Annotated in this window: 10 protein-coding genes; 3 read left to right on the top strand and 7 right to left on the bottom strand. The window is 70.8% G+C overall.

The window, feature by feature from the left end; all coding sequences use genetic code 11:
• Positions 1-9: 9 nt before the first annotated feature.
• From D892_RS0128870 to D892_RS0128860, 3 genes are all read right to left on the bottom strand, one after another.
• Positions 10-2,076 (bottom strand): neutral/alkaline ceramidase, encoded by a 2,067-nt coding sequence (locus D892_RS0128870; protein WP_024804572.1) that lies wholly within the window; start codon positions 2,074-2,076, stop codon positions 10-12.
• A gap of 174 nt (positions 2,077-2,250) precedes the next feature.
• The gene (locus tag D892_RS0128865; RefSeq protein ID WP_024804571.1) at positions 2,251-4,644 is read right to left on the bottom strand and encodes a beta-glucosidase; all 2,394 of its coding nucleotides are present in this window, start codon (positions 4,642-4,644) and stop codon (positions 2,251-2,253) included.
• 111 nt (positions 4,645-4,755) lie between these two features.
• On the bottom strand, positions 4,756-5,724 hold the full coding sequence (locus D892_RS0128860; RefSeq protein ID WP_024804570.1) for a helix-turn-helix domain-containing protein: 969 nt from the start codon (positions 5,722-5,724) through the stop codon (positions 4,756-4,758).
• Between the two features lie 323 nt (positions 5,725-6,047).
• Between D892_RS0128860 and D892_RS42345 the strand changes: the two genes are divergently transcribed.
• Complete coding sequence (locus tag D892_RS42345; RefSeq protein WP_063629977.1) at positions 6,048-6,728, top strand: TetR family transcriptional regulator; 681 nt, start codon at positions 6,048-6,050, stop codon at positions 6,726-6,728.
• Positions 6,729-6,851: 123 nt separating this feature from the next.
• The gene (locus D892_RS0128850) at positions 6,852-8,180 is read left to right on the top strand and encodes a lipase family protein (RefSeq protein ID WP_024804568.1); all 1,329 of its coding nucleotides are present in this window, start codon (positions 6,852-6,854) and stop codon (positions 8,178-8,180) included.
• A gap of 172 nt (positions 8,181-8,352) precedes the next feature.
• Here the strand turns inward: D892_RS0128850 and D892_RS0128845 are convergent, their stop codons facing one another.
• The 4 genes from D892_RS0128845 to D892_RS0128830 all read right to left on the bottom strand — a co-directional run bounded on the left by D892_RS0128845 (position 8,353) and on the right by D892_RS0128830 (position 12,401).
• Positions 8,353-9,189, bottom strand: a complete 837-nt coding sequence (locus D892_RS0128845; RefSeq protein ID WP_024804567.1) for a mycofactocin-coupled SDR family oxidoreductase — start codon at positions 9,187-9,189, stop codon at positions 8,353-8,355.
• A 76-nt stretch (positions 9,190-9,265) separates the two neighbouring features.
• Entirely contained in the window at positions 9,266-10,543 is a 1,278-nt protein-coding gene (locus D892_RS42340; RefSeq protein WP_036567552.1) for a cytochrome P450, read from the bottom strand.
• Between the two features lie 192 nt (positions 10,544-10,735).
• Positions 10,736-11,245, bottom strand: coding sequence for a hypothetical protein (locus tag D892_RS0128835; RefSeq protein WP_024804566.1), 510 nt, complete (start codon positions 11,243-11,245; stop codon positions 10,736-10,738).
• Between the two features lie 439 nt (positions 11,246-11,684).
• Entirely contained in the window at positions 11,685-12,401 is a 717-nt protein-coding gene (locus D892_RS0128830; RefSeq protein ID WP_024804565.1) for an enoyl-CoA hydratase/isomerase family protein, read from the bottom strand.
• Between the two features lie 88 nt (positions 12,402-12,489).
• Between D892_RS0128830 and D892_RS0128825 the strand changes: the two genes are divergently transcribed.
• Positions 12,490-14,046: an AMP-binding protein gene (locus D892_RS0128825; protein ID WP_024804564.1), complete on the top strand. Its 1,557-nt coding sequence runs from the start codon at positions 12,490-12,492 to the stop codon at positions 14,044-14,046.
• Positions 14,047-14,058: the final 12 nt, after the last annotated feature.

Genomic DNA, 14,058 nt, shown 5'->3' with positions numbered 1-14,058 from the left:
ACGCCGCCCTCAGCCGACGGTGAACTCGGCCGAGGTGCCGGTGAAGGGTGTTGTCGCTCCCCCGGCGTCCCGGCTGTCGCCGCTGTATTCGATGCGGTAGCGGCCGGATTCGGCGGTGTCGGGGATCGTCCAGCGGATCTCGATGACCGAGGCCGCGGGCTGGCCGTCCGGGCGCGACCAGTGCAGTTCGGTGCACCAGTCGTTGTCGTCGTAGGCCCGCGCCCACCGGTCGCCGTCGGCGCGCTGCACCGCGAAGTAGGTTGCACCGGTACGGAAGTCGTTGTTCGGATGGGCGCCCACGAACTCCACCGAAACCGTCTGCGCCGCATGGTATCCCGGCTGCGGCTGGGTCAGGACGTCACCGAACGCGTGCCCCGCCGCGGGCACGTCCGGCGGCACTGCGGGCAGCAGATTCGGCTGCGCGCCCGAGGACCAGTCCAGCGGCGCGGGACCGCGGCCGAGGTCTGCGCGGACCGCCACGGCGCTGGCCAGCCGGTCGAATTCCTGCAGGTAGGCCGGCAGCGTCCACCGGCCGTAGAGGGTCTCCCCGCCCTCGTACTGCTGGGACACGTATTCCTCGGGCGTGGTGACGTACCCGCTGTAGCCGTTGGCGTAGCCCTGCAGCAGCACGTTCTCCACCGGCACCGCCAGCGCGCGGGCCACCACCCGCCGGATCCGCAGCCCCGACACCACCGTGTATTCGGCGGGCCCGGACGCGAGTACCAGATCGCCGATGCGCACGATCTGGATCGGCACCACACCGGGCACCCACGGCCGCGGCGGCAGCATGCCCAGCGGCGCCGCGATCAGCTTGGGCGCCTGCACATCTCGCATCCACTGCGCCACCGGCGCGTCCACGCCGCCGAGCGCGGCCACCACCGGGTTGGCATCGCCTTCGCGCAGGAACGCCAGCTGGGTCTTCCAGTTGTCCTCGGAACTGGTCGCCGCGGCCGCCGCGCCCATCATCGCCGGCGCGGTGCGCGCCGGCCTGCCGTCCGGGGTGTAGGCGCCGTCGATCGCGGTGTCGGCCATGTCCACATACCGCAGCACCGCGTCGACACCGCCGGCGCCCATCGGCCGCGCCGCCGCGAAAGCCGCACGGCCGGCCCGATATTGGCGTTCGCCGATGAGCGCGCAGTTGGCGCGGTTGTCCTCGGTCGGGCCGGACGGGTGCCACGCGATGAGGTTCAGGTTCGGTGTCATGTCGCCGGCGTTGGTCTGCGCGAACGCCGCGACGAAGCCGGGCGGGCCGTCCAGGTGGCGCACGCCCCTCTCGTCGTGCTCCCAGCGGTAGCTGGCATAGCCCTTGTTGTCGACCGAGATCAACGTGTTGGCGTCGGTCAGCGAGGTGCCGTGGGTGGCGAACCAGGTGATCGCCCCGATATCCGTGCCGCCCTGGCGAAATCGCAGCACGGTCACCTTCGGGTCGATGCCGCCGGGCAGTTCCGCCTTGTCCTCGGGCGGGTTGGCCTCGAAGGCCGCGCGGGAACGATTGACGCTGGCGTCGTGCAGTTCGCCGTGTCCCAGCAGTACCGTGCCGGGCGCCAGCCGCTCGTGTGCGGCGGCGACGGCCGCGACGATGCCGTTCACCTCGGCCTCGTGCGAGTTCTGCTGAAAACCGTAGGCGGCCAGCGAATACGCGTACTCGCGCGCGGTGCCGCCGCAGGAGTTGTGGTTGTGCGTGGCGTTCAGGTTGACGTTGCGCTCGGTGTACAGGTCGCCGAAGCGCGCCGCCAGCCGCCGCAGCACCGCCAGATGCACCGACTGGAACAGGCAGGCGATATCCGCGTTGACGAACACCACCCGGTCGCCGGTCGCCCGGTCCACGACGATGTAGGCCCGCGCCCAGCACCGGGTGAGCAGGCCGGTGGCCACCTGGTCCAGCTCCGAGTAGCCCATCATGCCCTGCCCGGCGACCGCGCCGGTCACATCGGCGATGCCGCACCCGACCAGATAGGGCTGCCCGTCCGCACCCGGAACCGGTTGCGCGCCCGCCGGGTTCGCGGCGAGACCCGAGACTCCGGCCGCCACCGCCGCGGCGCCGCCGGCCAGCATCGACCGCCGGGAAACCGTCACACCGACTCCTTCACATCCGTGCCGCGTGCGTGCCACGTGGCCCACCCGCCGGTAGCGCATCCGTCGCCGCGCCGGGTGTTCCGTATCGGCGAACAGTACTGAACAACCGTCCAGCCAGCTACCGCTGCGTCACTCCGGCGGGTGCCTCAGCAGATCCAACCACGCGGCCGGCGCTCACGCGACGACGATCTCCGCCGCCAGCGGCAGGGCGATCACCGAGGTCCCGACCTGCAGGGCGAAGGCGCCGGGCTCGACCTTCCAGCCGTCCTCGGTCCAGTGTTCGAACACCCGCTGCGGCAGCGCGATCTCGACCCGCCGCGACTCCCCCGGTTCCAGCGTGACGGTCTCGAACGCGGCCAGCCAGCGCACCGGGCGCTCGATCGCGGTCTGTTCGCGGGACAGGTACGCCTGCACGACCTGCTTGCCCGCGCGCTCGCCGATATTGGTGACGGTGACCGTGGCCGTACGGCCTGATACGTCCAGATTGCGCAGTTCCCAGGTGGTGTAGCCGAGTCCGTGCCCGAAGGGGTAGGCCGGCTCCACGCCGGCGCGCAGCCAGGCCCGGTACCCGACGTGCAGGCCCTCCGCGTAGGCCAGCCGACCGTCCTCGTCCGGGGTGGTGTTCAGCACCGGGACATCGGCCATCGTCTTGGGCCAGGTGGTGGGCAGCCGACCGCCCGGCTCGGCCGCGCCGGTCAGCACATCGGCCAGCGCCGCGCCGAACTCCTGGCCCGGGAACCAGGACAGCAGCACGGCCGCCACGTCGTCGCGCCACGGCATCTCCACGGGCGCACCGGAATTCACCACCACGACGGTGCGGGGGTTCGCCGCCGCCACCGCGGCGACGAGGTCGTCCTGGCGGCCGGGCAGGCGCAGATCGGTGCGGTCCACGCCCTCGCTCTCGATCCGCTCGGTGGTGCCGACGACCACGACCGCGGTGTCGGCCGCCCGCGCCGCCTCCACGGCGGCCGCGAACTCCTCCTCCGGCGACCGCCGCGGCCGGGTGGCGCCGAACGTCACGCCCAGGAAGACGCCCAGCCCCGGTATGGCGGTCAGATCGCTCACCGTGACCCGGATGTCGACCTCCCGGCCCTCGGCCAGCGTGCGGGTGACGGCCTGCTGCGGCGGATCCAGCAGCGCCCCGATGGGATCGGAGCCCTCCAGCGAGGCCGCCCCCGCCGCGACGGTCTCGCCGTCGATCTCCAGTCGCACCTGGCCCAGCGCGCCCACGCCGAGCCGCCACTCGCCGGCCACGTCGGCCCGCAGCCGGGCGCGCAGTTCGACCGCCGACGCCCGCTCCACCGTCGTATCACCGAGCAGCACCAGAGTGGCGGCGCCGCGGTGCTGGGTGTCCAGGACGGTCTCCCCGTCCAGGTAGCGCAGGCTCAGCCCGGGCGTGCCGGTCTCGGGATCGGTGATCAGCTCCAGGGGGATCGGGGACAACGCGTCCGACAGCCATACGCCCGGCGTGTGCGTCACCGGCACAACGGTTTCCAGGCCCTGCACGGGCGTCGTGACGTGCGCGGGGATCACCGTGGCGCTGCCGCCGCCCATCAACCGCGGTTCGGCCGCCGACGGGCCCAGCAGCGCGACCGTGCCGCCGGGGCGCAGCGGCAGCACGTCGTCGTTGCGCACCAGCACCATCGCCTCGGCGGCCGCCCGGCGCACCAGCCGCCGCGCTCGCTCGTCGGTGAAATCCGGTGCGGGAGCGGGCGACCCGTCCAGCGCGCCGACCCGTGTCGCGAAACGCAGGATGCGCCGGACCTTCTCGTCGATCGCCGACTCCGGCACCGTCCCCGCGCGGACGGCCTGCGCGAGCGGCTCACCCCACAGCATCGGCGGGCCGGGCATGCACAGGTCGGTGCCCTGCGCCGCGCCCTCGGTGGTCCGCACCGCGGTCCAGTCCGAGACCACCACGCCGTCGAAACCCCAACTGCCCTTGAGCGGCTCGTCCAGCAGCGGGTTCTCGGTCATGGTGCGGCCGTCGACCGAGTTGTACGCCGCCATCACCATCCACGCCCCGGCGCGCACGCTGCGCTCGAACGGGTACAGGTACAGCTCGCGCAGCGCGCGCTCGGAGGCGCGGACGTCGACGGTGAAGCGATCGGTCTCGGAGTCGTTGGCCACGTAATGTTTCGGGCACGCGCTCACCCCGTGCCGCTGCACGGCGCGCACGTAGGCGGCGGCGATCTCGGCGCTCAGCATCGGATCCTCGGAGAAGCATTCGAAATGCCTGCCGCCCAACGGCGTCCGGTGCAGGTTGACCGTCGGGCCCAGGACCGCGTAGACGTTCTTGCGGCGGGCCTCGGCGGCGATCAGGGCGCCGATCTCGTCGAGCAGTTCGCGGTCCCAGGTGGCGGCCAGCGCGGTACCCGACGGCAGGCTGACCGACGGATCGCGCTCGTCCCAGTTCTCGCCGCGCACCCCGGACGGCCCGTCCGACACCGGCATCTCGGCCAGCCCGAGCGCCGGATCACCCGCCATCCGGAACATCCCGGCCCCCGAGACGAGCCGCAATTTCGCCGCCAGATCCAGCTTCGCCGACAACTGCTCGATCCGATCGTCCATCCGCTGCCCCGTCCGTATCGATTGCGTCTCCGGCCCGAAGCTACCCGAGCCGACGCCGCGACACGCTGGGCGACACGGGTCGGCCTCGCGTCGTCCGGCCGGTCGCGACCGTCAGCGCTCGTGCCGCCCGTCGCGGCGCAGCTGCCCCGGGGTGACGCCGTACTCCCGCAGAAACGCCTCCTTGAACGCCGACATCGAGCCGAACCCGGAGTCGAAGGCGATGGTGCTGATGGTGTCGGTGTTGAACCGGTCCCGCAGCCGCTGCCGGGCCCGCCGCAACCGGACGGTCCGCAGCAGCTGCGCCGGGCTGCTCTGCGCGGACCGCAGGGCGAGCTCGAGGCCGCGGCGCGAACAGCCCAGATGCTCGGCGACCGACGCCGCCGTCACCGTGGGGTCGTCGGAGTACTTCTCGATGTAGGTGCGGGCATCGCGCGCGATGGCCGCGAGCCGGTCCGCCGCGGCGGCGCGCTCGTCGTCCAGCGACGCGCCCAGCAGTTCGACGATCCGGGAACTGATCTGCGCGAACTCCCACGCGGACAAGGTCTCTCGGTGCGCGGCCAGTTCCCGGATCATCGCCTGGACGGTCGCCGGCAGGGCCCGCCGCGGGTCCAGAGTCAGCGGCGGGCGGTCTCCGCGCAGTTGGGGCAGGTCGTCCGCGGGGATGGTGAGAATCCACCCCCGCCCGTAGTCGTCGTGTTCCAGCGCCATCGGGCGGGTCCAGGTGATCACGCCCATATCCCCCGGATCGAGCCGGACCGCATCGCCAGCCTGCGACAGCCCCATCGGCCCCTCGATCGGGATCACCAGCCGGGCGGTGCGGATATCGTCCGCGCGGACGTCCCGCGCGGTCCGTTCGTACCGGATGCCCGTGGACGCGAAATCGACCAGCTGGAAGTCGCCGAGCCGGAAATCCTCGAGCCGCTGCACCCGCGTCGCCCCGCGAAACTCCCGGGTGGCTCGGAAAGCGCAGCCCACGGCGCCCTGATTGCCGCAGACGTGCCCCACCCAGAAGTCGGTTCGATCCGACTTCGACACCTCCAGCGTGGAGACCTGCATCGGCTGGTAGTGCGTGCCGGCCACCGGATGCCCCCCTCTCTCGTGCGCGAATCCGGCCCGAAACCTGCGCGGATCCGGCCGCACCGAACATCAACGCAGACCTAGCCTTTCAAGTGACCGTACGCCTACCACACCGGATCCGGGACAGCAAGGACAACCGGAATCGGCGACGGCTGCCCGGCGGAATGCCGGTCGACGTGGTGGTCGGGCCGGACGGGGCCTCGGCGGGAGCGCGGGGGACGATGGAGGGGAGATCGGCTCGGCCTCCGAGCCGGTCCGGGCCCCCGTCTCCGCGCCGGGGTCGACCGGTGTAACTCGATTACTGCCCGGCTCGCTATCGTTAGCGGGTGGGCAGGACAGACGACCGCGATTCGCCGACGAAGATCATCGACACCGTGCTGGAGCTGCTGGAATCGGACGGCTACGAGGCGGTCCAGTTACGCGAGGTCGCCCGCCGCGCGCGGGTGTCGCTGACGACGGTCTACAAGCTGTACCCGACCCGGGACGATCTGATCCTCGCCGCCGTCGAGCGGTGGATGGCCGCCAACGCCTACGCCCCGCTGCCCGAGCCGACCGCGGACGAATGCCTGCGCGACGGGCTGCTGCGGCTGCTGCGCTCGGTGTTCGAGCCGTGGGAACGCCATCCCCGGATGCTCAAGGCCTTCTATCTGGCGCGCTCCTCCGTGCGCGGCGCCCGGCGGCTGGACAAGCAGGGATTCGATGCCATCCTCCCGGCGGCCGGGGTGCTGCTCGCCGACCTCGACTCCGACTACGTCGCCGATGTCGGCCTCGTGCTGACCAATATGACCTACGCGCTGATCGGCCGCTTCGCCGACGACAGCCTGGAGATCACCGAGGTCCTGCCCGCGCTGGAGCGGATCGTCTACCGGTTGACCGCGAACAACGAGCACCTGGCCGCGCCGCCGCACCGGCGCCCGGGCAGCCCGCAGACGCTGGTGCTGCGGCCGTCGTTCGTCTCGCCCTACGACCCGGATTCGGGCACAGCGGGCGGCGCCGCAACGCTGTGACATCTCACGGGGTCTCGCCGGGCCCGGCGGGCACCCCCCGGTAACCGTGTTACCGTCCCTTCTGGCCTGCTCGGCGTCCGCACGGAGCACCGGCGGCCACCGAAATTGCAGAGAAGGAAGACAATGCCGTCATACCGTCGCTTCCGGCCGCGCATCGGCCCGGGCAGCCGGACACCCTTCGCGCTGGCACTGGCCGCGTGTACCGCCACCGCCGCGGGCTGCCTCACCGCAAGCCCGGCCGCCGCGGCCCCGCCGGACGAGTTCTACACTCCCCCTGCTCAATTCGCCCCCGAGCCCGGCTCGGTCATCAAGACCGAACCGATACCGGTCTACCTCGCACCGCCGGGCTCGAAGGGGTGGCCGCTGCCCGCGCAGCGTGTCCTGTACACCTCGCGCACCCAGGACGACAGCCCCGTCGCCGTCTCCGGTGTCTTCATCGACGCCACCGGCCCGTGGCACGGTTCGGGGCCGCGCCCCACCGTCGTCATCGCCCCGGGCACCGTCGGGCAGGGTGACCAGTGCGCGGTGTCCAAGGCGATCTCCACCGGCCTCTACGCCGACCCGGGGCGGCTCAGCATGTCGGCGAACCAGGAGGCGTTGTCGGCGCTGGCCTGGAACTCCCTCGGCGCCCGCGTCTTCCTCACCGACTACATCGGCATGGGCACCCCCGGCATCCACACCTACGTCAACCGCGTCGAACAGGGGCACGCCGTCCTCGACGCCGCCCGCGCCGCGGACAACCTCGCCGGCACCGGCCCCGAGACGCCGCTGGCGCTGTGGGGTTACTCGCAGGGCGGCGGGGCCACCGCCTCGGCCGCCGAGATGCAGCCCGGCTACGCGCCCGAACTGAACCTGAAGGGCACCTGGGCCGGTGCCCCGACGGCCGACCTTGCCGCCGTCATCGGGCGCATCGACGGCAACCTGATCTCCGCGGCCATCGGGTTCGCCATCAACGGCCTGGTCGACCGGAATCCGCAGATGCGCGACGAGCTCGACACCCGGGTGTCCCCCGGCGGCCGGGCGCTGCTCGGCCAGCTCCAGGACGAGTGCATCGCCGACGTCATCTTCAAGCACCCGTTCGCGCGCACCACGGAGTTCACCGCCGATCGCCGGCCGCTCCTCGACCACCTGCGCGAGCTCCCGGAGGCCGACCGGATCGTCCGCGAGCAGCGCATCGGGAATCTCACCCCCACCAGCCCGGTGCTGGTCACCAGCGGCATCAACGACGACACCGTCCCCTATCAGCAGGCCCGGCAGCTGGCCGACGACTGGTGCGCGACCGGCGCCACGGTCACCTTCCGCAGCAACCCGCTGCCCCCGATCGCGCCCGGCACCGTGCTCCCCGGCCACTTCGGGCCCGAGATCATCGACGGATACGGCACCAACAACGCGATCGGCTACCTGGTCGACCGGCTCGGCGACAAACCCGTGCCCGGCTGCACCGTCGACTGACGCGGCGGGCACTCCCCGAATGCCGGAACGCCCGGTCGGAAGATCCGACCGGGCGTCTCCGTCGTTGCTCGAAACCCGTAACTCGAAACCGCTGCTCGAAACCTGATGCGGAGCAACCGTTTTCGAGCAGCGGGAGCCCGGAACACCACCCGGGCTCCCGAGGACCCCTCGACTACTTGAGGGTGCTCCCCGCGTCCACGGGCAGCGGTACGCCGGTGATGTAGCGCGACTCGTCCGACGCCAGGAACAGCACGGCGTTGCTGATGTCCACCGGCTCGACCCAGCCGACCGGCAGCACGTGCATGAACTTCGCGACCGGCTCGAAGTCGGCGGGGCCCGGGTTCTCCAGGTCCGGCCGGAACAGCTTCATCGTCCCCTCGTTCATGAACATCGGCGTGTTCACGTTCGTGGGGTGTACCGAGTTGACCCGGATGGAGTGCTCGCCCAGTTCCACCGCGAAGGCCCGCATCAGGCCCACCACACCGTGTTTGGCCGCGACGTAGTGGCCGGTGTTCGGGTACGCCTTCAGGCCACCCACCGAACTGGTCAGCACGATCGAGCCCGAACCGGCCGAAATCAGGTGCGGCACAGCGGCCTTCACCGACTTCCAGACGCCGGCCAGGTTGATCCCGATCATGGTCTCCCAGTCCTGCTCACCGAGCTTGTCCAGGGTCTCGCCGCCGTTGCCGATGCCGGCGTTGGCCACGATGACATCCAGCCGGCCCAGCTGCTCCACGCCGCTGTCCACGGCGGCCTTCAGCGGCTCGAAGTCGCGCACGTCGACCTCGGCCGTCACGATGCGGCGGCCGGTGCTCTTCACCAGGTCGGCGGTCTCGGCCAGATCGTCCGGCGTGGACGCCGGGATCAGGTCGGTACCGCTGACCGGCTTGCAGACGTCGACCGCGATGATGTCGGCGCCCTCCTGCGCCAGCCGCACCGCGTGGCTGCGGCCCTGGCCGCGCGCGGCACCCGTGATGAAGGCGACCTTGCCCTCGACCCGTCCGGTCATGATTTCCTCGATTCGTTGTTGCGCCGCAACGGCTCCGCTCTCGTACGCCCTCGGCGCGACGGGATGGGCCGCGCACTCAGGGGTTGGGTGTGAAGGTGATGTGCAAGTCGGTCAGGCCGCGCAGGATGTAGGTGGGCTCGTAGTTGTAGCGGCGGTCCGCGGCCGGGCCGTGATGTTCCTCGTCGATGCGGATGTCGAGCATCCGGTCCAGGATCCGCTCGATCGAGATGCGGCCCTCCGCGCGGGCCAGCGGGCTGCCGGGGCAGGTGTGCACGCCCCGTCCGAACGCCATGTGCTCGCGGAAGTTCTTGCGGTCCAGGCGGAATTCGTGCGGGTTCTCGAACCGGCGCGGATCCCGGTTGGCGGCACCGGGACAGAACATCATCATCGAACCCACCGGAACCTCGACGTCGCCGACCGACGTCGCCCGGGTCGCCAGCCGGAAACCACTCTTGACCGGGGCGTCCATCCGCAGCGTCTCCTCGACGAACACCGGAATCTTGCTGCGGTCGGCCCGCAGCTGCTCCTGCAGGTCGGGGCGGTCGCCCAGTACCCGCAGCGCCGCGCTCAGCAGCTTGGCCGTGGTCTCCTGCCCGGCGGCGAAAAGGAATGTGGCCGAACGCACCACGTCGATCACCTCGGGGGTGGACCCGTCCGGATACTTGGCCAGCGCCAGCGAGGTCAGCACGTCGTCGCGCGGATTCTCGCGCCGGTCGCTGATGTAGGAGACGAACTTGTCGTCCAGCCACGCCAGCGGATTCGACGCCAGCACGTCGTCGTCCAGCGCACCGACCCGCGCGCCCTCCCGCGCGGCGCCCAGCACGACCCGGAACTGCTGGTGATCCTCCTCCGGGACGCCGAGCATGTCCGCCACCACCAGCAGCGAGAACGGCTTGGCGTAGTCGGCGAGGAACTCGGACTTGCCCTGGTCCAGGAATTCGTCGAGCTGGCTGTCGGCCAGCCGCCACATGAAATCCTCGTTCTCCTTCAGCCGGGCCGGCGTCAGCAGTCGGCTCAGCACCGACCGGGCGTAGGTGTGCTGCGGCGGGTCCATCGTCACCATGTGCTCGAACATCGGCACCTCGGTGCGGTGCTCATCGATCAAGCCCCGGATGTCGTCGCCCTCGATCGCGAACGGCAGCGGCGGGAACGGGCCGCCCACCGCGATCAGCGAGGAGAACAGGTCGGCATCCTTCAACACCTCCGCCGCCTCCTCGTACCCGGTGACCGCGTACACCCCGTGGTGCGACTCCTGCGCCACCGGGCATTTCGCCCGCATGTGGTCGAAGTACGGATGCGGATCGGGAACTAGCGAGGGATCGGTGAAGTAGTCGACCGAATCGAAATCAGCCATGCGGAAAACTCCTGAACAGGTCTGGGCAACCACCATGCACGGTAACAAGGTTACTCGCCAATGCGAATGCCATTCTCATACTGGCCTAACGAAGTATTCGATGCAAGCGTGGACCGGGTCCGGCACCGGACCGGCTACCCACCGGCGAACACCCCGGCCGGTAGCACCGGCCGGGGTGGACCACTCGGTGAACTACTGCACCGACGCGAGAGCGGCGTCGAAGCGGCGGTTCCGCGGAAGTTCGGCGGCGCGGAACGCCTCCGTCGCGCCGACCGCCTCCGCGGGGTAGCCCGCCGCGTCCAGCGCGCACGCCTTGAAGGCCCGGGCCGCCGCACTCACCCGGCGCTGCACCGGCTGGACGCGCCGGGCCAGTTCGATCGGCACCTCGTCGCCCCACAGGGCGATCTCGGTCAGCCCGCGGTCCAGGCATTCGAGCACGCCGGAGCGCACTCGCTCGTCGGCCAGATAGGTCGACGAGGCCACCGCGATGGCGTGCGGCCAGGTGTCGTGCACGGGAGCGGACAGGGACTCCTCGAGATCGAGCACCGTCGCGCCGAGAATTCCGAGGGGACGCACGTTCGCGCAGTCGGAAACCAGCACCGTCACCTCCCAGCCGGCCGTCGTCCGGTCGAACAGCCAGCCACCCGCGTGCCGGATGACATCGTCGGCGTTCGGGGCGACGACCGCCAATCGGTAGCGCAGCGGGTGCCGGCGGGCGTGGGCTCGCCAGCGGGCAACCGAATGAAGATTGCGAACGTTTCGGTTGATGGGATCGACGGATTGTGCAGCCATGGTTTCCATCCCGCTTCTCGAAATCTGAAGATCGCGGTAGGTCGACTGCCGGACGTCAACGCGAGCACTCGGCAACCCGCCGACCGGTCGGATCGGCAAGGCACCGGCCGAAACGACGGCCCTGCGCTGCGCCGGCGATCGATCCGGAGGACGAACGGCGAGTCAGGGCTGGTGACCAATACCGTGCCGCCCTTCCGGGAAATCTACCGACCACACAGTAACTCGGTTATCACTCCTGTGATGCCCACCTCACTCGAGAGGTTTATGTGATCTACATCACTAAAATAACCCTTGCGTTAACACGCCGGTTGTCACTCAGCAAACGGGCAACCGCCCGGCTTCCGCCAAATCACTTGCCCCTGTTCATCACCCGGTCGGCGGCGACCCAGTGCTCGTCGGCGACCCACAGTCGCGCGAACGCCGAGACGGCCTCCTCGGCGGTCACGCCGCCGATCACCCGCTTGACCTCACCCGCGGGCGCCGTGGCCAGCGACCGCGCCGCGGCACGCCAGCCCGCGTCGAACTCGGCCCGCGGCAGCACCCGGTCCAGCAGGCCGACCCGCTCGGCCGCGGCGGCGTCGAGGACCTCCCCGGAACCGGCCAGCATCAGCGCGCGGCCGGGGCCGACGAGGCGGGCCAGCCGCTCGGCGCCGCCCCACGCGGGCATGATCGCCAGCGACACCTGATTGAACCCGATCTTGATGTCGTCCGCCGCGATCCGGATGTCGGCGGCCACCGCCACCTCCGCCCCGCCGCCGAGCGCATGCCCGTTCAGCGCCGCGATCACCGGGCCCGGGAAGGCCGCCAGCCGATCGCAGATTCCGCGCATCCGGCGGGCCATCGTCGCCGCCTGCTCCTCGGTCCGCAGGGCCGCGAGCTCCTTGAGGTCACCGCCCGAGACGAAGGCCCGGTCGCCGGCCCCGGTGAGCGCGAGCGCCCGGGCGCCGGCGGCCTTGTCGATCGCCTTCTCCAACTCGTCCATCGTGTCCAGCCCGATGGCGTTGCGGGCCTGCGGGCGGTTGATCGTGATCACGGCCAATCCGTCGGCCGACTCGAGCTCTATCATGTCTTGTTCTCTCGTCGGGAAATATGATTCTCTTATCGGGAGAATATCGTAACTGGCGTGATGCCCCACGGCCGACGGGAGTTCGACGATGCGCACGGTTCCCCCCGATCTGGTCCGTCGTTACCAGGCGGAGGGGTGGTGGACCGACGAGACGATCGGCGACCTGCTGGCGGGCGGCCTGACCGCGGCGCCCGATACCGAGTTCCGCATCCACTCCGCGCAGCGGCCGTGGGCGGGCACGTTCGGCGAGGTCGAGCAGGTCGCCCGGCGGCTGGCCGCCGGGCTGCGCCGGCGCGGCGTCGGACCGGGTGACACGATCGCCTTCCAGCTGCCCAACTGGATGGAGGCCGCGGCCGTGTTCTGGGCCTCGGCGTTCCTGGGCTCGGTCGTGGTCCCGATCGTGCACTTCTACGGCCACCGGGAACTCACCTACATCCTCGGGGCGGCCCGGCCGAAGGTCTTCGTGACCACCGAGCGCACGGACGTCACCGAGCTGCGCGACCGCATCCCCGTCGTCGCGGTGGTCGGCCGCGACTTCGAGGAGCTGCTCGACCCCGAGCCGATGCCGGGCACACTGCGCACGGACCCCGCCGGCCCGGCGCTGACCGCCTACACCTCCGGCACCACCCGCGCGCCGAAGGGCGTGATCCACAGCCACCGCACGCTCGCGTACGAGACCCGGCAACTGGCCGGCATGTACCCGGCCGACCGCGGCAACCAGCTCACCGCGGCACCCGTCGGGCACTTCATCGGCATGATCAACGCGCTGCTGATCCCGGTGCTGGACCGGGTGCCGATCAACCTGATGGACGTCTGGGATCCGGGCGCGATCCTCGGCCTGATGACCTCCGACCAGCTGACCGTCGGCGGCGGGGTGCCCTACTACGTCACCAGCCTGCTCGACCACCCCGACTACACCCCCGAGCACCTCCCCTATCTGCGCTACGCCGGACTCGGCGGCGCACCGGTGCCCGCGGCGGTGACGACTCGCCTGTCGCGGCTCGGCATCGTCGTCTACCGCTCCTACGGCAGTACCGAGCATCCGTCGATCACGGGCTCGCTGCACACGGCCCCGGAGCCGAAACGGCTGTTCACCGACGGCCGCGCGCTACCGGGCGTCGAGGTGCGACTGGCCGAGGACGGCGAGATCCTCAGTCGCGGACCGGATCTCTGCCTCGGCTACACCGACCCGGAACTCACCGCGCACGCCTTCGACGAGGAGGGCTGGTACCACACGGGCGATATCGGCACCCTGGACGCGGACGGCTATCTGACGATCACGGATCGCAAGTCCGACATGATCATTCGCGGCGGCGAGAACATCAGCGCCCTGGAGGTCGAGGAGGTGCTGCTGACCCTGCCCGGCGTGGCCGAGGCGGTGGCGGTGGCCGTGCCCGATCCCCGCTTCGGCGAACGCACCGCCGCCGTGCTGCGGCTCCAACCGGGCGGTGCCGCACCGGATCTGGACGAGTTGCGCACGCACTTCGGCGCCGCCGGGCTGGCCAAACAGAAATGGCCCGAGGAGGTGCACGTCGTCGCCGACTTCCCCCGCACTCCCAGCGGAAAGATCCAGAAGTTCGTGGTCCGCAGGGAGCTCGCGGCCGCGCGCGACGAAGGCGTTGCGATGCATCCCGGAAGAGAATAACATTCTCATTAT

Origin of the sequence: Nocardia sp. BMG51109, assembly GCF_000526215.1 — a bacterium.
Lineage (GTDB): Bacteria > Actinomycetota > Actinomycetes > Mycobacteriales > Mycobacteriaceae > Nocardia.
The sequence above is the reverse complement of the archived record's forward strand: the minus strand, read 5'-3'. Positions and strand labels throughout refer to the sequence as shown.

Coding starts and splice junctions, on each gene's coding strand:
- D892_RS0128850 (WP_024804568.1), top strand. CDS start 6,852: ATGCCGTCATACCGTCGCTTCCGGCCGCGCATCGGCCCGGGCAGCCGG.
- D892_RS0128845 (WP_024804567.1), bottom strand. CDS start 9,189: ATGACCGGACGGGTCGAGGGCAAGGTCGCCTTCATCACGGGTGCCGCG.
- D892_RS0128825 (WP_024804564.1), top strand. CDS start 12,490: ATGCGCACGGTTCCCCCCGATCTGGTCCGTCGTTACCAGGCGGAGGGG.
- D892_RS0128865 (WP_024804571.1), bottom strand. CDS start 4,644: ATGGACGATCGGATCGAGCAGTTGTCGGCGAAGCTGGATCTGGCGGCG.
- D892_RS42340 (WP_036567552.1), bottom strand. CDS start 10,543: ATGGCTGATTTCGATTCGGTCGACTACTTCACCGATCCCTCGCTAGTT.
- D892_RS0128830 (WP_024804565.1), bottom strand. CDS start 12,401: ATGATAGAGCTCGAGTCGGCCGACGGATTGGCCGTGATCACGATCAAC.